Origin of the sequence: Serratia sp. CY29653, from assembly GCF_052169255.1 — a bacterium.
GTDB classification, from domain to species: domain Bacteria; phylum Pseudomonadota; class Gammaproteobacteria; order Enterobacterales; family Enterobacteriaceae; genus Serratia; species Serratia sarumanii.
Genome location: NZ_JBJNLC010000005.1, coordinates 254,872 through 277,827, shown reverse-complemented (window position 1 = coordinate 277,827; position 22,956 = coordinate 254,872). Strand labels below are relative to the sequence as shown.

General features: G+C 57.3%; 21 protein-coding genes. 20 read left to right on the top strand and 1 reads right to left on the bottom strand.

What is annotated here, in order from left to right; translation table 11 throughout:
- Positions 1 to 279 precede the first annotated feature (279 nt).
- Together ravA and viaA are read left to right on the top strand one after the other, a co-directional pair.
- Entirely contained in the window at positions 280 to 1,788 is a 1,509-nt protein-coding gene (ravA, locus tag ACJ8HN_RS21045; RefSeq protein WP_086556989.1) for an ATPase RavA, read from the top strand.
- A gap of 2 nt (positions 1,789 to 1,790) precedes the next feature.
- A complete protein-coding gene (gene viaA, locus ACJ8HN_RS21040; protein ID WP_033649569.1) occupies positions 1,791 to 3,254 on the top strand; it encodes an ATPase RavA stimulator ViaA in 1,464 nt (487 codons plus the stop codon).
- 6 nt (positions 3,255 to 3,260) lie between these two features.
- Here the strand turns inward: viaA and asnA are convergent, their stop codons facing one another.
- The gene (gene asnA, locus ACJ8HN_RS21035) at positions 3,261 to 4,253 is read right to left on the bottom strand and encodes an aspartate--ammonia ligase (RefSeq protein ID WP_033636511.1); all 993 of its coding nucleotides are present in this window, start codon (positions 4,251 to 4,253) and stop codon (positions 3,261 to 3,263) included.
- Between the two features lie 155 nt (positions 4,254 to 4,408).
- Here asnA and asnC point away from each other — a divergent pair, with 155 nt between their 5' ends.
- From asnC to pstA, 18 genes are all read left to right on the top strand, one after another.
- The gene (gene asnC / locus ACJ8HN_RS21030) at positions 4,409 to 4,870 is read left to right on the top strand and encodes a transcriptional regulator AsnC (protein ID WP_004933786.1); all 462 of its coding nucleotides are present in this window, start codon (positions 4,409 to 4,411) and stop codon (positions 4,868 to 4,870) included.
- A 100-nt stretch (positions 4,871 to 4,970) separates the two neighbouring features.
- Positions 4,971 to 5,411, top strand: coding sequence for an FMN-binding protein MioC (mioC, locus tag ACJ8HN_RS21025; protein WP_033649568.1), 441 nt, complete (start codon positions 4,971 to 4,973; stop codon positions 5,409 to 5,411).
- Between the two features lie 380 nt (positions 5,412 to 5,791).
- Entirely contained in the window at positions 5,792 to 7,681 is a 1,890-nt protein-coding gene (gene mnmG, locus ACJ8HN_RS21020) for a tRNA uridine-5-carboxymethylaminomethyl(34) synthesis enzyme MnmG (protein WP_033649567.1), read from the top strand.
- Positions 7,682 to 7,819: 138 nt separating this feature from the next.
- Positions 7,820 to 8,440 carry a 16S rRNA (guanine(527)-N(7))-methyltransferase RsmG gene (gene rsmG / locus ACJ8HN_RS21015; RefSeq protein ID WP_442523900.1) on the top strand — a complete coding sequence of 207 codons (621 nt, stop codon included), beginning with the start codon at positions 7,820 to 7,822 and terminating at the stop codon, positions 8,438 to 8,440.
- Between the two features lie 638 nt (positions 8,441 to 9,078).
- Positions 9,079 to 9,462 (top strand): F0F1 ATP synthase subunit I, encoded by a 384-nt coding sequence (atpI, locus tag ACJ8HN_RS21010; RefSeq protein ID WP_004933796.1) that lies wholly within the window; start codon positions 9,079 to 9,081, stop codon positions 9,460 to 9,462.
- 22 nt (positions 9,463 to 9,484) lie between these two features.
- The gene (gene atpB, locus ACJ8HN_RS21005; protein ID WP_025160299.1) at positions 9,485 to 10,264 is read left to right on the top strand and encodes a F0F1 ATP synthase subunit A; all 780 of its coding nucleotides are present in this window, start codon (positions 9,485 to 9,487) and stop codon (positions 10,262 to 10,264) included.
- 49 nt (positions 10,265 to 10,313) lie between these two features.
- Positions 10,314 to 10,553 (top strand): F0F1 ATP synthase subunit C, encoded by a 240-nt coding sequence (gene atpE, locus ACJ8HN_RS21000; protein WP_004093904.1) that lies wholly within the window; start codon positions 10,314 to 10,316, stop codon positions 10,551 to 10,553.
- Between the two features lie 57 nt (positions 10,554 to 10,610).
- A complete protein-coding gene (gene atpF, locus ACJ8HN_RS20995; protein WP_004933804.1) occupies positions 10,611 to 11,081 on the top strand; it encodes a F0F1 ATP synthase subunit B in 471 nt (156 codons plus the stop codon).
- A 14-nt stretch (positions 11,082 to 11,095) separates the two neighbouring features.
- Positions 11,096 to 11,629, top strand: a complete 534-nt coding sequence (gene atpH, locus ACJ8HN_RS20990) for a F0F1 ATP synthase subunit delta (protein ID WP_033649565.1) — start codon at positions 11,096 to 11,098, stop codon at positions 11,627 to 11,629.
- A gap of 12 nt (positions 11,630 to 11,641) precedes the next feature.
- The gene (gene atpA / locus ACJ8HN_RS20985; protein WP_033636516.1) at positions 11,642 to 13,183 is read left to right on the top strand and encodes a F0F1 ATP synthase subunit alpha; all 1,542 of its coding nucleotides are present in this window, start codon (positions 11,642 to 11,644) and stop codon (positions 13,181 to 13,183) included.
- A 59-nt stretch (positions 13,184 to 13,242) separates the two neighbouring features.
- Complete coding sequence (gene atpG, locus ACJ8HN_RS20980) at positions 13,243 to 14,106, top strand: F0F1 ATP synthase subunit gamma (protein ID WP_004933811.1); 864 nt, start codon at positions 13,243 to 13,245, stop codon at positions 14,104 to 14,106.
- 32 nt (positions 14,107 to 14,138) lie between these two features.
- Positions 14,139 to 15,521: a F0F1 ATP synthase subunit beta gene (atpD, locus tag ACJ8HN_RS20975; RefSeq protein WP_004933813.1), complete on the top strand. Its 1,383-nt coding sequence runs from the start codon at positions 14,139 to 14,141 to the stop codon at positions 15,519 to 15,521.
- 20 nt (positions 15,522 to 15,541) lie between these two features.
- Positions 15,542 to 15,961, top strand: a complete 420-nt coding sequence (locus ACJ8HN_RS20970; RefSeq protein ID WP_004933814.1) for a F0F1 ATP synthase subunit epsilon — start codon at positions 15,542 to 15,544, stop codon at positions 15,959 to 15,961.
- Positions 15,962 to 16,251: 290 nt separating this feature from the next.
- Complete coding sequence (gene glmU / locus ACJ8HN_RS20965; RefSeq protein ID WP_033649564.1) at positions 16,252 to 17,625, top strand: bifunctional UDP-N-acetylglucosamine diphosphorylase/glucosamine-1-phosphate N-acetyltransferase GlmU; 1,374 nt, start codon at positions 16,252 to 16,254, stop codon at positions 17,623 to 17,625.
- A gap of 149 nt (positions 17,626 to 17,774) precedes the next feature.
- The gene (gene glmS, locus ACJ8HN_RS20960; protein WP_033649563.1) at positions 17,775 to 19,604 is read left to right on the top strand and encodes a glutamine--fructose-6-phosphate transaminase (isomerizing); all 1,830 of its coding nucleotides are present in this window, start codon (positions 17,775 to 17,777) and stop codon (positions 19,602 to 19,604) included.
- A gap of 335 nt (positions 19,605 to 19,939) precedes the next feature.
- Complete coding sequence (gene pstS / locus ACJ8HN_RS20955; RefSeq protein WP_033636519.1) at positions 19,940 to 20,980, top strand: phosphate ABC transporter substrate-binding protein PstS; 1,041 nt, start codon at positions 19,940 to 19,942, stop codon at positions 20,978 to 20,980.
- A 91-nt stretch (positions 20,981 to 21,071) separates the two neighbouring features.
- Positions 21,072 to 22,028 carry a phosphate ABC transporter permease PstC gene (gene pstC, locus ACJ8HN_RS20950; protein WP_004933822.1) on the top strand — a complete coding sequence of 319 codons (957 nt, stop codon included), beginning with the start codon at positions 21,072 to 21,074 and terminating at the stop codon, positions 22,026 to 22,028.
- A 1-nt stretch (position 22,029) separates the two neighbouring features.
- Positions 22,030 to 22,920, top strand: coding sequence for a phosphate ABC transporter permease PstA (gene pstA / locus ACJ8HN_RS20945; RefSeq protein ID WP_033636520.1), 891 nt, complete (start codon positions 22,030 to 22,032; stop codon positions 22,918 to 22,920).
- Positions 22,921 to 22,956 lie beyond the last annotated feature (36 nt).

The window sequence follows — 22,956 nt, the reverse complement described above, 5'->3', positions numbered from 1 at the left end:
CGTTTCTTTATCAGAACATCCGTTAGCGATGCATCCGCATCAGGCAAAATACGGGCTCAAAGATCCGTCACGCCCACCAGAAAGCCGCACAGTATGCACCATTTATACGGCTTGCCTACCCTTATATCAGAGCCGAAAAATAAACAAAATGTGAACCGGATATCCGGCTCAACTTAGAAAAATATTACTAATCAACAAGCTATACCACTAAAAATAATGGTGGTTTATCATCGGATTATCGACCAAGATTGGCTAACTCTCGGACAATGCGACAATTATATGACGCCATCATCCCTTCTGGCAGAACGAATTTCCCGCCTCAGCAGCGCGCTGGAGAGCGGTCTTTATGAGCGGCAAGAAGCGATTCGCCTGTGCCTGCTGGCGGCGCTGAGCGGCGAAAGCGTATTCCTGCTCGGCCCGCCCGGCATCGCCAAGAGCCTGATCGCGCGCCGGCTGAAGTTTGCCTTCCGCAACGCCCGCTCCTTTGAATACCTGATGACGCGCTTTTCCACGCCGGAAGAGGTCTTCGGCCCGCTCTCCATTCAGGCGTTGAAAGATGAGGGGCGCTATCAGCGTCTGACCGCCGGCTACCTGCCGGAAGCGGAGATCGTGTTTCTGGACGAGATCTGGAAGGCCGGCCCGGCGATCCTCAACACCCTGCTGACGGCGATCAACGAACGGCGCTTTCGCAACGGCAACAGCGAAGAACCGATCCCGCTGCGCCTGCTGGTGACCGCCTCCAACGAACTGCCCGAAGCGGACAACAGCCTCGAAGCCTTATATGACCGCATGCTGATCCGCCTGTGGCTGGATAAGGTGCAGGATAAGCAGAATTTCCGCTCGCTGCTGGTCAACCGCCAGAGCGAAAGCCAAAACCCGGTGCCGGCGGCGCTGAGCGTCAGCGACGAAGAGTTTCTGCAGTGGCAGCCGCAGATCGATAAGGTGGCGCTGCCGGAAGCCTGCTTTGAGCTGATTTTCCAGCTGCGCCAGCGGCTGGACGCGCTGGAACAGGCGCCGTACGTCTCTGACCGACGCTGGAAAAAAGCCCTGCGCCTGCTGCAGGCCTGCGCCTTCTTCAGCGGGCGCGACGCCATCGCCCCGCTCGACCTGATGCTGCTGAAAGACTGCCTGTGGCACGATCTCACCTCGCTGAAGCTGCTGCAACAGCAGATCGATCAGCTGCTGACCGAATCGGCCTACCAGCAACAGTCGATGCTGATCCAACTGCAACAAATCCACACCCGCTGGCTGCAGGATCAGCAGCAACAAAGCGACCGGCAGGCCATCAGCCTGGTGAAAAAGGGCGGCATGTTCAGCCGTAAACCGCAATACGCACCGGCCACGCCGTTCGCCGGCGGCACCCTCACCCTGTTGCTGCAAAAGCCGCTGCAGCTGCATGACATTCAGGTCAACCATCTGAGCATCGAAAGCAGCGTGCTGGACAACTGGCTGCAAAAAGGCGGCGACGTGCGCGCCAAGCTGAACGGCATCGGCTTCGCGCAGCCGATCGATTTGGAGGTCGACGACCAACTGCACCTGACGGTGCTGGACGTCAGCCGCCAGCCGTCGCTGCTGGCGCTGCCAGGCAAACAGGCCACCGCCACGCCGCAGGCGCTGCTGGACGAAATGGACGCGTTGGCCCAACGCCTGGCGGAGCAGCGCCGCGCCTTCAGCCAACATCAGCCCTGTCTGTTCACACCCGCCGCCGGCCTGGCCAAGATCGAAGCCAGTCTGCTGCAGGTGGCGGAGCAGGTTAAACAGCAACTGCAGCAAATGCGCGGCCAGTAACCATGCTCAGTCTGGAGACGCTCGATCTGCTGCTGGCGATCGCCGAAGGCGAAATGATCGAGGAGATGATCGTCGGCATGCTGGCGGCGCCGCAGCTGTCGGTGTTCTTTAAAAAGTTTCCGGCCCTTCGCCGGGCGCTGGATCGCGATCTGCCACGCTGGAAACTGCAGCTCAAGGAGCGTCTGCAAGAAGCTATGGTGCCGCCGGCGCTGGCGCAGGAATTTTACCGCTACCAACAGTGCCAGCTGGAGAACAACACCCAGTTCTATCACAACCTCAACGACACGATGGAGCTGCTGCGCCAGCTGGTCTCGCCGTTTTATGAACAGGCGCGCGCGCTGGTGGACGCCGCCGATCTGCCCAATCATCCGCTGGACGACAGCTTCCAAACCCTGTTCCTGCAGCGCTGGCGCATCAGCCTGACGCTGCAGGCCACCATGCTGCACCACCAGCTTCTGGAACAGGAGCGCGAGCAACTGATGGCGGAACTGCAGGAGCGATTGGCGCTGAGCGGCGCGCTGGAGCCGCTGCTGTCGGAAAACGACACCGCCGCCGGCAGGCTGTGGGACATGAGCAAAGGCCAGCTACAGCGCGGCGATTACCAGCGGCTGGTGGAGTACGGCAACTTTTTGCAGCAGCAGCCGGAGCTGAAAAAGCTGGCGCAGCAGTTGGGCCGCAGCTATCAGGCCAAGGCGGTGCAGCAACAGGACGCGCAGCCGGAGCCGTTCAGGGTGATGGTGCAGGTGCCGGCCACGCTACCGGAAGAAGTGAGCGGCATTCATCAGAGCGACGACATCCTGCGCCTGCTGCCGCCGGAGCTGGCGACGCTAGGCATTGAAGAGCTGGAGTTCGAATTTTATCGCCGCCTGTTGGAAAAGCGGCTGCTGAGCTACCGCCTGCAGGGCGACGTCTGGCAGGAGCAGATCCTGATCCGCCAGGTCACCCATCAGCAGCAGGATCAACAGCCGCGCGGGCCGTTTATCGTCTGTGTGGACACCTCAGGATCGATGGGCGGCTTCAACGAACAGTGCGCCAAGGCGTTCTGCCTGGCGCTGCTGCGCATTGCGCTGGCGGACAACCGCCGTTGCTACATCATGCTGTTCGCCAACCAGATCGTGCATTACGAGCTCACCGCCGCCAGCGGCATCGAACAGGCGGTGCGCTTTCTCGGCCAGCAGTTTCGCGGCGGCACCGATCTGGCGGCCTGCCTGAACGCCACCGTCACCAAAATGGCGGAGAGCGGCTGGTTTGACGCCGATGCGGTGATCATTTCCGATTTTATCGCCCAGCGGTTGCCGGAGGAGGTAATAAAGAAGGTGAAACAGCAGCAGCAAAGCCACCAGCAGCGTTTCCATGCGGTGGCGATGTCCGCCTACGGCAAACCCGGCATCATGCGCATCTTCGATCATATCTGGCGCTTCGATACCGGGCTGAAAAGCCGTTTGATGCGCCGCTGGCGGCGCTAGGCGGGATCAGAGCAGGCCTTCGACCGCCCCGCGCACTTCCGGCGACCACACGCCGCACTGCACCTGGCCGATATGCGACAGTTGCAGCAGCAGCATCACCAAGCGCGACTGACCGATGCCGCCGCCGATAGTCTGCGGCATATCGCCGCGCAGCAGCGACTGGTGCCACTCCAGCTTCATGCGCTCTTCATCGCCGGTCAGCGCCAGCTGACGTTTCAGCGCGGCGGCGTCGACGCGGATGCCCATAGAGGACAGCTCGAAAGCGTCCTGCAGCACCGGGTTCCACACCACGATATCGCCGTTCAGGCCCGCCAGGCCATCCGCCGCCGGGGTGGTCCAATCATCATAATCCGGTGCCCGCACATCGTGCGATTTGCCGTGCGACAGCTTGCCGCCGATGCCGATCAGGAACACTGCGCCCAGCTCTTTGGCGATCGCCCGCTCGCGCCCTTTGGCGTCCAGATCCGGGTAACGCTGCAGCAGGGTTTCGCTGTGCACAAAGTGGATCTGTTCCGGCAGGAACGGGGTCAGACCATGCTCGCGGCTGACTTCCGCCTCCGTCGCCTTGATGGCGGCGTAAATGCTGCGCACGGTGCTTTTCAGGTAGTCCAGGCTGCGCTCTCCGTCGCCCATCACCCGTTCCCAGTCCCACTGATCGACGTACACCGAGTGGATAGGCGTCAGGCGATCTTCATCCGGGCGCAGCGCCTTCATATGGGTGTACAGGCCTTCGCCGGCGCCGAAATCGTAGCTGCCCAGCGTTTTACGTTTCCATTTCGCCAATGAATGCACCACTTCGAAGGTGGCGTCCGGCAGGGTTTTCACCTTAACCTGCACCGCTTTCTCGCTGCCGGAGAGGTTATCCTGCGTACCGTCGCCCAGACGGCTGAGGATCGGCGCCTGCACTTCGATCAGGCCAAGCTGTTGCTCCAGCTGGCGGGAGAAGAAGGATTTGACCTGGCTGATTTGTTGTTGTTTTTGGATAAACTGTTTTTTCATTGCCGTATCTCTTGTAAACCTGTCTCTGTTGCCATCGATTAAGCAACAAAATGACATGTCAATTCAATATCCATTAATCAATATTGCCTTTTCACTTTTAATCGTTCATTTTTACCCGGACAGAATTCAACAATCGTTAATTAATAGGGGATTAAATGGCGGAAATTTATCAGATCGATAATCTCGATCGCGGCATCCTCAACGCTCTGATGGACAACGCGCGCACGCCGTACGCCGAACTGGCGAAAAACTTCGCCGTCAGCCCCGGCACCATTCATGTGCGGGTAGAGAAGATGAAACAGGCCGGGATCATCACCGGCGCGCGCATCGACGTCAGCCCCAAACAGCTGGGCTACGATGTGTGCTGCTTTATCGGCATCATATTAAAGAGCGCCAAGGACTACCCTTCGGCGCTGAAAAAGCTGGAAAGCCTGGAGGAAGTGGTGGAAGCCTATTACACCACCGGCCACTACAGCGTCTTTATCAAGGTGATGTGCCGATCGATCGACGCACTGCAGCAGGTACTTATCAACAAGATCCAGACCATCGACGAGATCCAGTCTACCGAAACGCTGATCTCGCTGCAGAACCCCATTATGCGCACCATCGTGCCGTAACCCGCCAAATTGCATACCCACATTATCCACAGGTAGATCCCAGCCGATTCACAGCGTACAATGCAGCCACTTTGAGTGAGAAGGTTGGGATCGTTGGTTCATGGCAGACATTACTCTGATCAGTGGCAGTACGCTTGGCAGCGCCGAATACGTGGCTGAACATTTGGCTGAAAAGCTGGAAGACGCGGGTTTCTCTACCGAGATGCTGCACGGCCCTGAACTGGATGAACTGCCGTTGACCGGCCGCTGGCTGGTGGTCTCTTCCACGCACGGCGCCGGCGAACTGCCGGATAACCTTCAGCCGCTGCTGGAGCAGATCGCCGAACAACAGCCGGATCTTTCCGAGGTGCAGTTCGGCGCCGTCGGTTTGGGCAGTTCGGAATACGACATCTTCTGCGGCGCGATCAAACAGATCGACGATCTGCTGATCGCCAGAGGCGCGAAAAGGATCGGCGATCGTCTCGAGATCGACGTGACCGAGCATGAAATTCCCGAGGATCCGGCCGAGGAATGGGTAAAAAACTGGATTAATTTACTCTAGTTTGTCTAAAGATCGCGCGAACGATTGTGGATAACTAAGCTTAAAAGCAGGGTAAAAGCCGTAGTTATCCAAATAACAACCGTAGGTCGTTTTTTGTCCTGTGCATAACAAGCCTTTTAGATCCCAGCTTATCTGCGTCGGGATCACCGATCATTCACAGCAAACGATCCTCCTTAATCTGCTGATCTTCTTCGTGAATAGTTACTTATCCACAGAGGATCGCGATCCTAATAAGAGATCTAATAAAGAGATCTTTAAATAAAAAAGATCTTCTTTTAATTACCGGCGATCCTGACCGCTTGGTCGATCGTCTAAACTTGAGTAGAATCCCCCACCCCAGGGCAAATACGATCGTTCGCAATACGGCGAGGTGCAGTTCCATGTTTTATCCAGATCAATTTGACGTCATCATCATCGGTGGTGGCCATGCAGGTACCGAGGCCGCCATGGCCGCGGCGCGCATGGGACGTCAGACTTTATTATTGACACACAATATCGATACGCTGGGACAGATGTCCTGTAACCCGGCGATTGGCGGTATTGGTAAAGGGCATCTGGTTAAGGAAATTGATGCACTCGGCGGCCTGATGGCCACGGCGATCGATCATGCCGGCATCCAGTTTAGGATACTAAACGCCAGCAAAGGCCCTGCCGTTCGCGCTACTCGCGCGCAGGCGGATCGCGTGCTGTATCGCCAGGCGATCCGCACCGCGTTGGAGAACCAGCCCAACCTGATGATCTTCCAACAGCCGGTTGAGGATCTGATCGTCGAAAACGATCGCGTAGTGGGCGCCGTCACCCAAATGGGCCTGAAATTCCGCGCCAAGGCGGTGGTATTGACCGTCGGCACCTTCCTGGACGGCAAGATCCATATCGGCCTGGAGAATTACAGCGGCGGCCGCGCGGGGGATCCTCCTTCGATCTCGCTGTCGCAGCGTTTGCGTGAACTGCCGCTGCGCGTCAACCGCTTGAAAACTGGTACGCCGCCGCGCATCGACGCCCGCACTATCGATTTCAGCGTACTGGCGCCACAACACGGCGATACGCCGGTGCCGGTATTCTCGTTCCTGGGCGATGCCAGCCAGCACCCGGAACAAATGGCGTGCTACATCACCCACACCAATGAAAAAACCCATGACGTGATCCGCAATAACCTCGATCGCAGCCCGATGTATGCCGGGATCATCGAAGGGATCGGCCCACGTTACTGCCCGTCGATCGAAGACAAGGTCATGCGCTTTGCCGATCGCAACGCGCACCAGATCTTCCTCGAACCGGAAGGCCTGACCAGCAACGAGATTTACCCTAACGGGATTTCCACCAGCCTGCCGTTCGACGTGCAGATGCAGATCGTCCGTTCGATGGAAGGGATGCAGAACGCGCGTATTATTCGCCCTGGTTATGCCATCGAGTACGATTTCTTCGATCCGCGCGATCTGAAGCCGACGCTGGAAAGCAAATTCATTCAGGGGCTGTTCTTCGCCGGCCAGATCAACGGCACCACCGGGTATGAAGAAGCCGCTGCGCAGGGCCTGTTGGCCGGCCTGAACGCCGGGCGCTTCGCCGACGAACAGGAAGGCTGGGCGCCACGTCGCGATCAGGCCTACCTGGGCGTGCTGGTGGACGATCTCAGCACCCTCGGCACCAAAGAACCGTACCGCATGTTTACCTCGCGCGCCGAGTATCGTCTGATGCTGCGCGAAGACAACGCCGATCTCCGCCTGACGGAAAAAGGCCGTGAACTCGGCCTGGTGGACGACGTGCGTTGGGCGCGTTACAGCGAGAAGCTGGAGCGAATCGAACGCGAACGTCAGCGCCTGCGCGACATCTGGATGCACCCGCACGCCGAGAACGTCGAACAGGTCAATGCGCTGCTGAAAGCGCCGCTGTCGCGCGAAGCGAACGGCGAAGAGCTGCTGCGCCGCCCGGAGATGGATTACGCACAGTTGACCGGCACCGAGGCCTTCGCGCCGCCGCTGGACGACGTACAAGCCGCCGAACAGGTCGAGATCCAGGTCAAATACGAAGGCTACATCGCTCGTCAGCAGGAAGAGATCGAAAAACAACAGCGCAACGAGAACACCGTGCTGCCGTTGGATCTCGACTACCGTCAGGTTTCTGGGCTGTCGAACGAGGTGATCGCCAAACTGAACGATCACAAACCGAACTCCATCGGCCAGGCTTCGCGCATCTCCGGCATTACGCCGGCGGCGATCTCGATTTTGCTGATCTGGCTGAAAAAGCAGGGACTGCTGCGCCGCAGCGCATAAATCCCGCAGCCAGGCGGCCGTTTGCTCATCCCGTAGCCAAACGGCCGCTGACATCACTTGCGCCCTGAATTATCATAGGCGCCTCATTGCGCCAGCTAACCATCCGCTGGTCGTTCAGCGCCTGCCAAAGGATCCGTTGTGCAAAAAAAATTAGACTCGCTGCTCGCGGCAGCAGGCATTGAGCTGCCCGATCAGCAGAAACAGCAGCTGCTGGGCTATGTCGGCATGCTGGATAAGTGGAACAAGGCTTATAACCTCACGTCGGTGCGCGATCCGCAGCAAATGCTGGTGCGCCACATCCTCGACAGCATCGTGGTCAACCCGCATCTGCAGGGCTCGCATTTTATCGATGTCGGCACCGGCCCCGGCTTGCCGGGCATTCCGCTGGCGATCGTGCGCCCGGACGCGCATTTCACGCTGCTCGACAGCCTGGGCAAGCGCGTACGTTTCCTGCGTCAGGTGCAGCATGAGCTGGGCCTGAACAATATCGAGCCGGTGCAGAGCCGCGTTGAGGAGTTTCCGGCCGAGCCACCGTTCGACGGCGTGATCAGCCGCGCGTTCGCTTCGCTGCAGGATATGCTGTCCTGGTGCCATCACCTGCCGGCGAAAGGGCAGGGGCGTTTTTACGCGTTGAAAGGCGTGCGCCCGGATGAAGAGCTGACGCAGCTGCCGGCGGGCGTTAGCCTGGAGTCCATCGTGCGGCTGCAGGTGCCTGAACTGGAAGGCGAACGCCACCTGGTGATTCTTAAGGCAAACTGAGTTTGCTTTTGATCAAACAAGCGTGAATTAAAGTCAGTACCAGGCAGAAAGATAAGCAGGCTAATTAGTTGGTCGCTTTTTTTAGTTAATTTACTTTCTATTAACACAAAAAACGCGGCTAATTAGCGACAATAGAGTAATTGCATTTGGAAATAGTCACGTTAGCAATCATGTGCGAAAGATTGGCGTTTGCTGCTAATGTTAATTGGCTGTTGGAATATTGCCCCGCGGCTTGTCAATAAAGGTTTTCGTCGGGTATACGGATTGTTTTTGAACAGTTAACTGATAATGTTTTGATTTATATAATCTTTTGATCGCTCAAATTGCTAAAGACGGTTTGGTTGACCATCGGCTATAAATCAGGAAGGGACATTACTGTGATCGGCTTCGCGTTTCTAAACGCAACGCTGGAATAATCAGACAATTAAATGCGCCCTATTATTCCGACCGTTTTCTTGTGAAAATAGGCTGGAATAGGGAAATTTAAATAATTGTTCACCTTTTCGCTACTTATCGATTGAATTCGTTGGTATGCCCCGTATAATTTGCTCGTTTTTTGCTGCTTGACTCTGGACAGCAAAAACAGTTGTATACGTCACTCAGCATACCCCCTCTGGGGTACGGAGAGAACAAACGTCATGTCTGTGTCCCTTTACAGCGGGAAAGTCGCACGCAAACTGCTGTTTTTGCAGTTAATGACTTTTGTTCTGATCAGCGTTGCTTTCTGGCTGAAAAGCCCGGAATGGAGCGCTTCGGCGCTGGCAGGCGGTCTCGCCGCCTGGTTGCCGAGTGCAATGTTTATGCTGTTTGCCTTGCGCCATCAGGCGCAAACGCCGGCGCCCGGTAGGGTTGCCTGGTCGTTCGCCATCGGCGAGGGGCTAAAGGTCGTGATCACCATCGTTTTGCTGATCGTGGCGCTGGGGGTGTTCAAGGCGGAGTTTATACCGCTTGGCCTGACCTATTTAGCGGTGTTAGTGGTGCAGATAGTGGCACCGGCCGTGATTAACAGTTACCGAACTTAACTAAATAAGGGTAAGAGGCATCATGTCTGCAGGAGAAGTCTTGACTCCACAGGAGTATATCGGTCACCACCTGACGCAGCTTCAGGTCGGGACTGGGTTTTGGTCGATTAACCTCGACTCGATGTTTTTCTCCGTCGTCCTCGGGGCGCTCTTCCTGGTGATCTTCCGCAAAGTGGCCAAAAACGCCACCAGCGGCGTGCCGGGTAAACTGCAAACCGCCGTGGAGCTGGTGGTCGGTTTCGTCGACAGCAGCGTGCGCGACATGTACCACGGCAAGAGCAAGGTCATTGCGCCGTTGGCGCTGACCGTGTTCGTCTGGGTGTTCCTGATGAACCTGATGGACCTCATCCCGGTTGACTTCCTGCCTTATCTCGGCACCCACGTTCTCGGTCTGCCTGCGCTGCGCGTCGTGCCTACCGCCGACGTGAACGTCACGCTGTCTATGGCGCTGGGCGTGTTTATCCTGATTCTGTTCTATAGCATCAAAATGAAAGGCGTTGGCGGGTTCGTTAAAGAGTTGACCATGCAGCCGTTCAACCACCCTGTATTCATTCCTATCAACCTGATTCTTGAAGGTGTCAGCCTGCTGTCCAAACCTGTTTCACTGGGTCTGCGACTGTTCGGCAACATGTATGCGGGTGAGTTGATCTTCATCCTGATTGCCGGCCTGTTGCCGTGGTGGTCACAGTGGGTCCTGAGCTTGCCTTGGGCTATCTTCCACATCCTGATCATTACGCTTCAAGCCTTTATTTTCATGGTTCTGACGATCGTCTATCTGTCGATGGCGTCTGAAGAGCACTGATTTTCTTAAAACACTTGCACTTTTAAACTGAAACAAACTGGAGACTGTCATGGAAAACCTGAGTATGGATCTGCTGTACATGGCTGCCGCTGTGATGATGGGTTTAGCGGCAATCGGTGCTGCGATCGGTATCGGCATCCTGGGTGGTAAATTCTTGGAAGGCGCTGCTCGTCAGCCTGACCTGATTCCTCTGCTGCGTACACAGTTCTTTATCGTTATGGGTCTGGTCGACGCCATCCCGATGATCGCTGTAGGTCTGGGTCTGTACGTGATGTTCGCCGTCGCGTAAGTAGAGCAACCCTCTACGACGTAACCAAACTATTAACTTTTAAAGAGGCATTGTGCTGTGAATCTTAACGCAACAATCCTCGGCCAGGCCATCGCGTTCGTTCTGTTTGTCTGGTTCTGCATGAAGTACGTATGGCCGCCGATCATGGCTGCCATCGAGAAACGTCAGAAAGAAATCGCTGACGGCCTCGCTTCTGCAGAGCGTGCCAAAAAAGATCTGGACTTAGCGCAAGCCAATGCGACCGACCAGCTGAAAACTGCTAAAGCAGAAGCTCAGGTGATCATCGAGCAAGCGAACAAACGCAAAGCTCAGATCATGGATGAAGCGAAAGCCGAAGCCGAGCAGGAACGTAACAAAATCGTGGCGCAGGCTCAGGCTGAGATCGAAGCCGAACGTAAGCGCGCTCGTGAAGAGTTGCGTAAGCAAGTCGCGATGCTGGCAATTGCCGGCGCCGAGAAGATCATCGAACGTTCCGTGGATGAAGCTGCTAACAGCGACATCGTTGATAAACTGGTCGCTGAACTGTAAGGAGGGAGGGGCTGATGTCTGAATTTGTCACTGTAGCTCGCCCCTACGCCAAAGCAGCTTTTGACTTTGCCGTTGAGCACCAAAGCGTAGAGCGCTGGCAGGAAATGCTGGCGTTTGCGGCTGAAGTCACTCGCAATGAACAGATTTCTGAACTGCTGTCTGGCGCGGTCGCGCCAGAAACGCTGTCCAAGACGTTCATCGCGGTTTGTGGCGATCGGCTCGACGAACATGGCCAGAACTTTATCCGCGTAATGGCCGAAAATGGACGTTTACTGGTTCTTCCTGCCGTGCTGCAGCAGTTCATCGAACTGCGCGCCTCGCTGGAATCCACCGTCGAAGTCGAAGTGCTCTCTGCGAGCGCGCTGAGCGACGAACAGCAGGCGAAAATCGCCGCTGCGATGGAAAAACGTCTGTCACGCAAAGTTAAGCTGAATTGCAAAATTGACAAGTCTGTACTGGCCGGCATCGTTGTTCGCGCCGGCGATATGGTGATTGATGGCAGCGTTCGCGGTCGTCTTGAACGCCTGACAGACGTCTTGCAGTCTTAAGGGGACTGGAGCATGCAACTGAATTCCACCGAAATCAGCGAACTGATCAAGCAGCGCATTGCTCAGTTCAATGTAGTGAGCGAAGCTCACAATGAAGGTACTATCGTTTCCGTCAGCGACGGGATCATCCGCGTACACGGCTTGGCCGACGTTATGCAGGGCGAAATGATCGCGCTGCCTGGCAACCGTTACGCAATCGCATTGAACCTGGAGCGCGACTCCGTCGGTGCCGTGGTTATGGGTCCGTACGCGGATCTGGCCGAAGGCATGAAGGTTAAATGCACCGGCCGTATCCTGGAAGTTCCAGTCGGTCGTGGTCTGCTGGGCCGCGTAGTTAACACCCTGGGCGCGCCAATCGACGGCAAAGGCCCGATTGAGAACGACGGTTTCTCTCCGGTAGAAGCTATCGCGCCAGGCGTTATCGAGCGTCAATCCGTTGATCAGCCGGTTCAGACTGGCTACAAATCCGTTGATGCCATGATTCCAATCGGCCGTGGCCAGCGTGAGCTGGTGATCGGTGACCGTCAGACCGGTAAAACCGCGCTGGCGATCGATGCGATCATCAACCAACGCGACTCCGGCATCAAATGCGTTTACGTGGCTATCGGCCAGAAAGCGTCCACCATCGCTAACGTGGTGCGCAAACTGGAAGAGCACGGCGCACTGGCCAACACCATCGTGGTGGTGGCGACCGCTTCCGAATCCGCTGCACTGCAATACCTGGCGCCATACGCCGGTTGCGCAATGGGCGAATACTTCCGTGACCGCGGTGAAGATGCGCTGATCGTGTACGATGACCTGTCCAAACAGGCCGTTGCTTACCGCCAGATTTCCCTGCTGCTTCGTCGTCCGCCAGGTCGTGAAGCTTACCCAGGCGACGTATTCTACCTGCACTCCCGTCTGCTGGAGCGTGCAGCGCGCGTTAACGCCGAATACGTTGAAGCCTTCACCAAAGGTGAAGTTAAAGGCCAAACTGGTTCACTGACCGCTCTGCCGATCATTGAAACCCAGGCGGGTGACGTTTCCGCGTTCGTTCCGACCAACGTAATCTCGATTACCGATGGTCAGATCTTCCTGGAATCCAACCTGTTCAACTCCGGTATTCGTCCGGCAGTTAACCCGGGTATCTCCGTATCCCGTGTTGGTGGCGCCGCGCAGACCAAGATCATGAAGAAACTGTCCGGCGGTATCCGTACCGCGCTGGCGCAGTATCGTGAACTGGCTGCGTTCTCCCAGTTCGCATCCGATCTGGACGACGCGACCCGCAAACAGCTGAGCCACGGTCAGAAAGTGACCGAGCTGCTGAAACAGAAACAGTATGCGCCGATGTCGGTCGCACAACAGTCTCTGGTGCTGTTTGCCGCAGAACGCGGTTACCTGAACGACGTCGAAGTCGCCAAAGTGGTGAGCTTCGAAGCCGCGCTGGTCGCCTATGCGGACCGCGAGCACGCCGAGCTGCTGAACCACATCAACCAAACTGGCAACTTCAATGATGAGATCGAGGGCAAGTTGAAAGACATCCTCGAGACCTTCAAGAAAACCCAGTCCTGGTAACGCCGAACGGTCCTGCTGTTGAAAGACAGCAGGCCGTCTGGCACTGAGGAGAAGCAGAGATGGCCGGCGCAAAAGAGATACGTAGTAAGATCGCTAGCGTGCAAAACACGCAAAAGATCACTAAAGCGATGGAAATGGTCGCCGCCTCCAAAATGCGTAAATCGCAGGATCGCATGGCGGCCAGCCGTCCTTATGCAGAGACCATGCGCAAAGTGATTGGTCACCTTGCGTTAGGGAATCTGGAGTACAAGCACCCGTACCTGGATGAGCGTGACGTTAAGCGCGTCGGGTATCTGGTGGTGTCTACTGACCGTGGTCTCTGCGGCGGCTTGAACATCAACCTGTTCAAAAAGCTGCTGGCGGAGATGAAAGCCTGGTCCGAAAAAGGCGTCGAAACCGATTTGGCGCTGATTGGCTCTAAAGCGGCCTCTTTCTTTGGTTCCGTGGGCGGCAACGTGGTTGCCCAGGTGACCGGCATGGGGGACAAACCTTCCCTGTCGGATCTGATCGGGCCGGTGAAAGTGATGCTGCAGGCCTACGACGAAGGTCGTTTGGACAAGCTGTACATTGTCAGCAACAAATTTGTTAATACGATGTCCCAAGAGCCGCAGGTGCTTCAGCTGCTGCCGTTACCGCCAGCCGATGACGAAGAGCTGAAGAAAACGCCTTGGGATTACCTGTATGAACCCGATCCAAAAGTGCTGCTTGATACCTTGCTGCGCCGCTATGTGGAGTCGCAGGTTTATCAGGGCGTCGTGGAAAACCTGGCCAGCGAGCAGGCCGCACGAATGGTCGCGATGAAAGCCGCAACCGATAACGGCGGTAGCCTGATCAAAGAGCTGCAGTTGGTATACAACAAGGCGCGTCAGGCCAGCATCACTCAGGAACTCACCGAGATCGTTTCGGGAGCCTCCGCGGTTTAAGCTAGGTTTACGAATTACGTAGAGGATTCAAGATGGCTACTGGAAAGATTATCCAGGTAATCGGCGCCGTGGTGGACGTCGAGTTCCCTCAGGATGCCGTACCGAAAGTGTACGACGCCCTTGAGGTAGAAAACGGCACCGAAAAACTGGTGTTGGAAGTTCAGCAACAGCTGGGCGGTGGCGTGGTTCGCTGTATCGCAATGGGGACCTCCGACGGTCTGCGTCGCGGTCTGAAAGTGAACAACCTGGACCACCCGATTGAAGTGCCGGTGGGTAAAGCTACCCTGGGCCGTATCATGAACGTATTGGGTCAACCGATCGACATGAAAGGTGACATCGGTGAAGAAGAGCGTTGGGCGATTCACCGCGCGGCGCCAAGCTACGAAGAGCTGTCCAGCTCCCAGGAACTGCTGGAAACCGGTATCAAGGTAATGGACCTGATTTGTCCGTTCGCCAAGGGCGGTAAAGTGGGTCTGTTCGGCGGTGCGGGCGTGGGTAAAACCGTAAACATGATGGAGCTGATCCGTAACATCGCGATCGAGCACTCCGGTTATTCCGTGTTTGCGGGCGTGGGCGAGCGTACTCGTGAGGGTAACGACTTCTACCACGAAATGACCGACTCCAACGTTCTGGACAAAGTATCCCTGGTTTACGGCCAGATGAACGAGCCACCAGGTAACCGTCTGCGCGTTGCGCTGACCGGCCTGACCATGGCGGAGAAATTCCGTGACGAAGGCCGTGACGTTCTGCTGTTCGTTGACAACATCTACCGTTACACCCTGGCCGGTACCGAAGTGTCCGCACTTCTGGGCCGTATGCCATCCGCGGTAGGTTATCAGCCAACGCTGGCGGAAGAGATGGGCGTTCTGCAAGAACGTATCACCTCGACCAAGACCGGTTCCATCACTTCCGTACAGGCCGTTTACGTTCCTGCGGATGACTTGACTGACCCGTCACCAGCCACCACCTTTGCGCACTTGGACGCAACCGTGGTACTGAGCCGTAACATCGCTTCTCTGGGTATCTACCCGGCCGTTGACCCGCTGGATTCCACCAGCCGTCAGCTGGATCCGCTGGTTGTTGGCCAGGAGCACTACGACGTAGCGCGTGGCGTGCAGTCCATTCTGCAACGCTACCAGGAACTGAAAGATATCATCGCGATCTTGGGTATGGACGAGCTGTCTGAAGAAGACAAACTGGTCGTATCCCGTGCGCGTAAGATCCAACGCTTCCTGTCTCAGCCGTTCTTCGTGGCAGAAGTCTTCACCGGTTCTCCGGGCAAGTTCGTATCGCTGAAAGACACCATCCGTGGTTTCAAAGGCATTATGGACGGCGACTATGACCACCTGCCGGAGCAGGCGTTCTACATGGTTGGCACCATTGAAGAAGCAGTGGAAAAAGCCAAGAAACTGTAACGCCTTGAGAGGAGGGTGATATGGCTATGACTTACCATCTGGATGTAGTCAGCGCGGAAAAACAGATGTTTTCCGGCCTGGTGCAGAAGATCCAGGTGACAGGCAGCGAAGGTGAACTGGGGATCTTCCCTGGCCATGCGCCGCTGCTGACTGCCATCAAGCCTGGCATGGTGCGTATTGTTAAGCAGCACGGTGAAGAAGAGTTCATCTACCTGTCCGGCGGCATCCTCGAGGTGCAGCCGAGCGTGGTTACCGTGCTGGCGGACACTGCTATCCGTGGTACTGACCTCGACGAAGCGAGAGCGTTGGAAGCTAAGCGTAAAGCTGAAGAACACATTCGCAGCTCTCATGGCGATGTCGACTATGCTCAGGCATCCGCTGAACTGGCGAAAGCGATCGCGAAACTGCGCGTTATCGAGCTCACCAGAAAAGCGATGTAATGTTTGGGTGCAAAGCACCCAACTTTAAGAAAGCGGCCTATAGGGTCGCTTTTTTTTTACTTTAAAATAAGCATTTCAGCCCGGCGGGCGGTGTGGTGTATAACCCCTGATATCGGGAAATAAACGTCGCCGATCGCCGACAGTTTTTTCGTCCCGGCGCCGAATTGGCCACGATAGCGGCAGGCCAAGGCCCACGCGGCCTGCGCCGGGTTCGTGATGAGAAATATGTAGTAATATTGTCGCTAAACGGTTTTACTTTCGTCTATCAAAATGGAGTTATCAGGTTGCTTATGTCGAACAGCGCAATGAGCGTGGTTATCCTCGCCGCGGGCAAGGGAACACGCATGTATTCCGATCTTCCCAAGGTTTTACATCCGTTGGCCGGTAAGCCGATGGTGCAACACGTCATTGATGCCGCGATGAAACTGGGCGCGCAACATGTTCACCTGGTATACGGCCACGGCGGCGATCTGCTGAAAAGCACGTTGACTGACGGCGCGCTGAACTGGGTGCTGCAGGCCGAGCAATTGGGTACCGGCCATGCAATGCAGCAGGCCGCGCCGCACTTTGCCGACGATGAAGACGTGCTGATGCTGTACGGCGACGTGCCGTTGATCTCCGTGGATACGCTGCAACGCCTGCTGGCGGCCAAACCGCAGGGCGGTATCGGTCTGCTGACGGTCAAGCTGGACGATCCGAGCGGCTACGGCCGCATCGTGCGCGAGCAGGGCAACGTGGTGGGCATCGTCGAACACAAGGATGCCAGCGAGGCGCAGCGCCAGATCAACGAGATCAATACCGGCATCCTGGTGGCGAACGGGCGCGATCTGAAGCGCTGGCTGGGGATGCTGAATAACGACAACGCACAGGGCGAGTTTTACATCACCGATATCATTGCGTTGGCCCATGCCGACGGCAAGAAAATCGAAACCGTGCACCCGTCGCGCCTGAGTGAAGTGGAAGGCGTGAATAACCGCCTGCAGCTGGCGACCCTGGAGCGCGTCTTCCAGTCGGAACAGTCTGAAAAGCTGCTGTTGGCCGGCGTGATGCTGCTGGATCCGGCGCGTTTTGACCTGCGCGGGGAACTTGTTCACGGCCGCGACATCACTATTGATGCAAATGTGATTATCGAAGGTCACGTCAAGCTGGGCGACCGGGTGAAAATCGGCGCCGGCTGCGTGCTGAAAAACTGCGTGATCGGCGATGACTGCGAGATCAGCCCTTACAGCGTGCTGGAAGACAGCGTGCTGGAAGCCGACTGCACCGTGGGGCCGTTCGCCCGCCTGCGCCCTGGCGCGGAACTGGCGGCAGGAGCCCACGTCGGCAACTTCGTGGAAATGAAAAAGGCGCGTTTGGGCAAAGGCTCCAAGGCCGGTCACCTCAGCTACCTGGGCGATGCCGAAATCGGCGATGACGTGAATATCGGCGCCGGCACCATCACCTGCAACTACGATGGCGCCAACAAGCACAAGACGCTGATCGGCGACGGCGTGTTCGTCGGTTCCGATACTCAGCTGGTGGCGCCGGTGTCGGTCGGCAAGGGTTCCACCATCGCCGCCGGCACCACGGTGACGCGCGATATCGCCGAGAACGAACTGGTGCTGAGCCGCGTCAAGCAGGTGCACATTCAGGGCTGGCAACGCCCGGTGAAGAAGAAATCATAGTGTGTTTTGCGTTGGGCTCCGTTCAGAGCCCAATACAAAACATAATAACCCCCACCATCTACAGGCTCGGGGACGCACGGTAAAACCGGCAAAAATCAGGTCAAGACATCGAAAGCGCCCATGAAGGGCGTTCATTAGGAATACAACTGATGTGTGGAATTGTAGGCGCAGTAGCGCAACGTGATATCGCAGAAATCCTGTTGGAAGGTTTACGCCGTCTCGAGTACCGCGGTTACGACTCCGCCGGTCTGGCGGTGGTCGACGAAAAAGGCAACGTCAGTCGCCTGCGTCGCGTAGGCAAGGTGCAAAAACTGGCCGAAGCGGCGGAGCAGACCGATCTGCACGGCGGTACCGGCATCGCTCACACCCGCTGGGCAACGCACGGTGAACCGACCGAAGCGAACGCGCACCCGCATGTTTCCGACTACATTACCGTGGTGCATAACGGCATCATCGAAAACCACGAACCGCTGCGCGAACTGCTGATCGAACGCGGTTACCGCTTCAGCTCCGAAACCGACACCGAAGTGATCGCGCACCTGGTGCACTGGGAACAACAACAGGGCGGCACGTTGCTGGAAGTGGTTCAGCGCGTGATCCCACAGCTGCGCGGCGCTTACGGCACCGTGGTGATGGACAGCCGCGATCCGAGCGTATTGGTCGCGGCGCGCTCCGGCAGCCCGCTGGTTATCGGCCGCGGCGTCGGGGAAAACTTCATCGCTTCCGATCAGCTGGCGCTGCTGCCGGTCACCCGCCGCTTCATCTTCCTGGAAGAAGGCGACGTGGTGGAAGTGACTCGCCGCACCGTCAACATCTTCGACAAGCAGGGCAACGCCATCGAGCGCCCTGAGATCGAATCCCAGGTGCAGTATGACGCCGGCGACAAGGGCGCTTACCGTCACTACATGCAAAAAGAGATCTACGAACAGCCGCTGGCGCTGAAAAACACCCTGGAAGGGCGTTTCAGCCATGGCCAAATCAACCTGAGCGAGCTGGGCCCGCGCGCCGACGAGCTGCTGGCCAAGGTGCAGCACGTGCAGATCATCGCCTGCGGGACTTCTTACCACTCCGGTATGGTGGCGCGCTACTGGTTTGAAGCGTTGGCCGGCGTGCCGTGCGACGTCGAGATCGCGTCCGAATTCCGTTACCGCAAATCGGCGGTGCGTCCGGGCAGCCTGATCATCACCCTGTCGCAGTCCGGCGAAACCGCCGATACGTTAGCGGCGCTGCGTCTGTCCAAAGAGCTGGGGTATCTCGGTTCGCTGGCCGTTTGTAACGTGGCCGGCTCTTCGCTGGTGCGCGAATCGGATCTGGCGTTGATGACCAAAGCGGGCACGGAAATCGGCGTGGCCTCGACCAAGGCTTTCACCACGCAGCTCACCGTGCTGTTGATGCTGGTGGCGCGTCTGGGCCGCCTGAAAGGCATGGCGGAAAGCGTGGAGCAGGAAATCGTGCATGGCCTGCAGGCGCTGCCGGCGCGTATAGAGCAGATGCTGTCGATGGATAAAGAGATCGAAGCGCTGGCGGAAGGGTTCTCCGACAAGCACCATGCGCTGTTCCTCGGCCGCGGCGATCAGTATCCAATCGCCATGGAAGGGGCGCTGAAGCTGAAAGAGATCTCCTATATTCACGCCGAAGCCTATGCGGCGGGTGAGCTGAAACACGGCCCGCTGGCGCTGATCGACGCCGATATGCCGGTGATCGTGGTGGCACCGAACAATGAACTGCTGGAAAAGCTGAAGTCCAACATTGAAGAAGTGCGCGCGCGCGGCGGCCAGCTGTACGTGTTCGCCGATCAGGACGCCGGCTTCGTCAGCAGCGAAGGCATGACCATCATTCCTCTGCCGCACGTCGAGGAAATCGTGGCGCCGATCTTCTACACCGTGCCGTTGCAGCTGCTGTCTTACCACGTGGCGCTGATCAAAGGCACCGACGTTGACCAGCCGCGCAACCTGGCGAAGTCTGTCACCGTAGAGTAATCTGCCGCAGGTAAACTGCAAAAGCCGGCCTTTGCGCCGGCTTTTTTCATGAGCGACCTTAAAGGTGACAGCGCGACCGATTCGGCGATAAACATTGTCATATTCAAGCGGATAGGCCGCGCCAAACCGTTTTTTTATTGCACGTCAATTGCGCTGTTTTTTGACTAATTAATTGATTTTTAAAGAAACAAACGTCTGTCTGGCACACTGTAATATAACTGTCATATTGCGTACATTTTTCTGTCACCAAACTGTCCTATTTTCCCTCCTGCAGCAATACTTACTCTGATTAAAACGACTCGAAGTCGATTTTAAATATCCCATTAGGAGGGATTATGAAACTGATGCGTACCACCGTCGCCAGTATTGTGGCAGCGACCTTCTCCCTGACCACCGTGTCCGCGTTCGCTGCTGCCAGCCTGACCGGTGCAGGTGCGACATTCCCCGCTCCGGTTTACGCCAAGTGGGCAGATTCTTATCAGAAAGAAACCGGCAACAAAGTTAACTATCAGGGCATCGGCTCCTCTGGCGGCGTGAAGCAAATCGTGGCCAACACCGTTGACTTTGGCGCCTCCGACGCCCCGCTGTCTGACGACAAACTGGCGGCCGACGGCCTGTTCCAGTTCCCGACCGTGATCGGCGGCGTGGTGCTGGCCGTGAATATCCCGGGCATCAAATCCGGCGAACTGACGCTGGACGGCAAAACCCTGGGCGATATCTACCTGGGCAACGTCAAAAAGTGGAACGACCCGGCAATCACCAAGCTGAACCCTGGCGTGAAACTGCCTGACCAGAACATCGCCGTGGTGCGCCGCGCCGACGGTTCCGGCACCTCGTTCGTGTTCACCAGCTACCTGTCCAAGGCCAATGCGCAGTGGAAAGAGAAGATCGGCGCCGGTTCTACCGTTAACTGGCCGACCGGTCTGGGCGGTAAAGGCAACGACGGCATCGCCGCCTTCGTTCAGCGTCTGCCTGGCTCTATCGGCTACGTAGAATACGCTTACGCCAAGCAGAACAACCTGGCTTACACCAAGCTGGTATCCGCCGACGGTAAACCGGTCAGCCCGACCGAAGAGAGCTTCAGCAACGCGGCCAAAGGCGTGGATTGGAGCAAGACCTTCGCTCAGGATCTGACTGACCAGAAAGGCGACAACGTGTGGCCAATTACATCCACCACCTTCATCCTGGTGCACAAAGAGCAGAAAAACCCTGCTCAGGGCGCCGAAGTGCTGAAGTTCTTCGACTGGGCTTACAAAACCGGTGCCAAGCAGGCGAACGAGCTGGATTACGCCACCCTGCCGGCAGAAGTGGTTGAGCAGGTGCGCGCGGCCTGGAAAACCAACGTAAAAGACAGTTCAGGCAAAGCGCTGTACTAACAACGCAGGGGCGCGGGTTCGCCGCGCCCCACACAGTTCTTCAGGCTCCGATCCCGGTTGGGGCTGCCAGGGTTCAAACAGAGAGTAATCTATGGCTGAGTACAAGCCGACCATCAAAGCACCGGGCAAAAACGGTGACATCATTTTCAGCGCGCTGGTGAGACTGGCTGCGCTGATTACCCTATTGTTGCTGGGCGGCATCATTGTTTCGCTGATCTTCGCCTCCTGGCCAAGCATGCAGAAATTCGGCTTCGCCTTCCTGTGGACCAAAGAGTGGGACGCGCCGGCGGAGCAGTTCGGCGCGCTGGTGCCGATCTACGGCACCGTGGTCACCTCGCTTATCGCGCTGATCATCGCCGTGCCGGTGAGCTTCGGCATCGCGCTGTTCCTGACCGAGCTGGCGCCGAACTGGCTGAAGCGGCCGCTGGGCATCGCCATTGAGCTGTTGGCGGCCATCCCCAGCATCGTTTACGGCATGTGGGGCCTGTTCGTGTTCGCGCCGCTGTTCGCCGAATACTTCCAGACGCCGGTCGGCGAAGTGCTGTCGGGCATTCCGATCGTCGGCGAGCTGTTCTCCGGCCCGGCCTTCGGCATCGGCATTCTGGCCGCCGGGGTGATCCTGGCGATCATGATCATTCCTTACATCGCGGCAGTCATGCGCGACGTGTTCGAACAGACCCCGGTGATGATGAAAGAGTCGGCCTACGGCATCGGCTGCACCACCTGGGAAGTCATCTGGCGCATCGTGCTGCCGTTCACCAAAAACGGCGTCATCGGCGGCGTGATGTTGGGCCTGGGCCGTGCGCTGGGGGAAACCATGGCGGTGACCTTTATCATCGGCAACACCTACCAGCTCGACAGCGCTTCGCTGTACATGCCGGGCAACAGCATCACCTCGGCGCTGGCCAACGAATTCGCCGAAGCCGAGTCCGGCGTGCACACCGCCGCGTTGATGGAGCTGGGCCTGATTCTGTTTGTTATCACCTTTATCGTGCTGGCGCTGTCGAAACTGATGATCATGCGTCTGGCCAAGAATGAGGGGCGTTAACATGGCGACGATGGATATGCAAAACGCAGTCGTTCTGGCGGAAAGCCGCCGCAAAATGCAGGCCTGGCGCCGGCAGAAAAACCGTCTCGCGCTGTTCCTGTCGATGGCAACCATGGTGTTCGGGCTGTTCTGGCTGATCTGGATCCTGATCGCCACCGTGACCAAAGGCTTCGACGGCATGTCGCTGGCGCTGTTCACTGAAATGACCCCGCCGCCGAACACCGCGGGCGGCGGTCTGGCCAACGCCATCGCCGGCAGCGGCCTGTTGATCCTGTGGGCGACCATCTTCGGCACGCCGCTGGGCATCATGGCCGGCATCTACCTGGCAGAATACGGCCGTAAATCCTGGCTGGCGGAAGTGATTCGCTTTATCAACGACATCCTGCTGTCCGCACCGTCGATCGTGGTGGGCCTGTTCGTTTACACCATCGTGGTGGCGAAGATGGAACACTTTTCCGGCTGGGCCGGCATCGTCGCGCTGGCGCTGCTGCAGGTGCCGATCGTCATTCGCACCACCGAGAACATGCTGAAGCTGGTGCCGGATACGCTGCGCGAGGCCGCTTATGCGCTGGGCACGCCGAAATGGCGCATGATTTCCGCCATCACGCTGAAGGCGTCGGTGTCCGGTATCATCACCGGCGTGCTGCTGGCGATTGCGCGCATCGCGGGGGAAACGGCGCCGCTGCTGTTCACCTCGCTGTCGAACCAGTTCTGGAGCACCGACCTGATGCAGCCGATCGCCAACCTGCCGGTGACCATCTTCAAATTCGCCATGAGCCCGTTCGCCGAATGGCAACAGCTGGCCTGGGCCGGGGTGCTGTTGATCACCCTGTGTGTACTGTTACTGAATATCCTGGCGCGCGTGATTTTCGCCAAGAAAAAGCATTCATAAAATTTTGAGCGCCGCTTTGGCGGCGCTGATGAAAAG

Coding starts and splice junctions, on each gene's coding strand:
- ravA (WP_086556989.1), top strand. CDS start 280: ATGACGCCATCATCCCTTCTGGCAGAACGAATTTCCCGCCTCAGCAGC.
- viaA (WP_033649569.1), top strand. CDS start 1,791: ATGCTCAGTCTGGAGACGCTCGATCTGCTGCTGGCGATCGCCGAAGGC.
- asnA (WP_033636511.1), bottom strand. CDS start 4,253: ATGAAAAAACAGTTTATCCAAAAACAACAACAAATCAGCCAGGTCAAA.
- asnC (WP_004933786.1), top strand. CDS start 4,409: ATGGCGGAAATTTATCAGATCGATAATCTCGATCGCGGCATCCTCAAC.
- mioC (WP_033649568.1), top strand. CDS start 4,971: ATGGCAGACATTACTCTGATCAGTGGCAGTACGCTTGGCAGCGCCGAA.
- mnmG (WP_033649567.1), top strand. CDS start 5,792: ATGTTTTATCCAGATCAATTTGACGTCATCATCATCGGTGGTGGCCAT.
- atpI (WP_004933796.1), top strand. CDS start 9,079: ATGTCTGTGTCCCTTTACAGCGGGAAAGTCGCACGCAAACTGCTGTTT.
- atpB (WP_025160299.1), top strand. CDS start 9,485: ATGTCTGCAGGAGAAGTCTTGACTCCACAGGAGTATATCGGTCACCAC.
- atpE (WP_004093904.1), top strand. CDS start 10,314: ATGGAAAACCTGAGTATGGATCTGCTGTACATGGCTGCCGCTGTGATG.
- atpH (WP_033649565.1), top strand. CDS start 11,096: ATGTCTGAATTTGTCACTGTAGCTCGCCCCTACGCCAAAGCAGCTTTT.
- atpA (WP_033636516.1), top strand. CDS start 11,642: ATGCAACTGAATTCCACCGAAATCAGCGAACTGATCAAGCAGCGCATT.
- atpG (WP_004933811.1), top strand. CDS start 13,243: ATGGCCGGCGCAAAAGAGATACGTAGTAAGATCGCTAGCGTGCAAAAC.
- atpD (WP_004933813.1), top strand. CDS start 14,139: ATGGCTACTGGAAAGATTATCCAGGTAATCGGCGCCGTGGTGGACGTC.
- ACJ8HN_RS20970 (WP_004933814.1), top strand. CDS start 15,542: ATGGCTATGACTTACCATCTGGATGTAGTCAGCGCGGAAAAACAGATG.
- glmU (WP_033649564.1), top strand. CDS start 16,252: ATGTCGAACAGCGCAATGAGCGTGGTTATCCTCGCCGCGGGCAAGGGA.
- glmS (WP_033649563.1), top strand. CDS start 17,775: ATGTGTGGAATTGTAGGCGCAGTAGCGCAACGTGATATCGCAGAAATC.
- pstS (WP_033636519.1), top strand. CDS start 19,940: ATGAAACTGATGCGTACCACCGTCGCCAGTATTGTGGCAGCGACCTTC.
- pstC (WP_004933822.1), top strand. CDS start 21,072: ATGGCTGAGTACAAGCCGACCATCAAAGCACCGGGCAAAAACGGTGAC.
- pstA (WP_033636520.1), top strand. CDS start 22,030: ATGGCGACGATGGATATGCAAAACGCAGTCGTTCTGGCGGAAAGCCGC.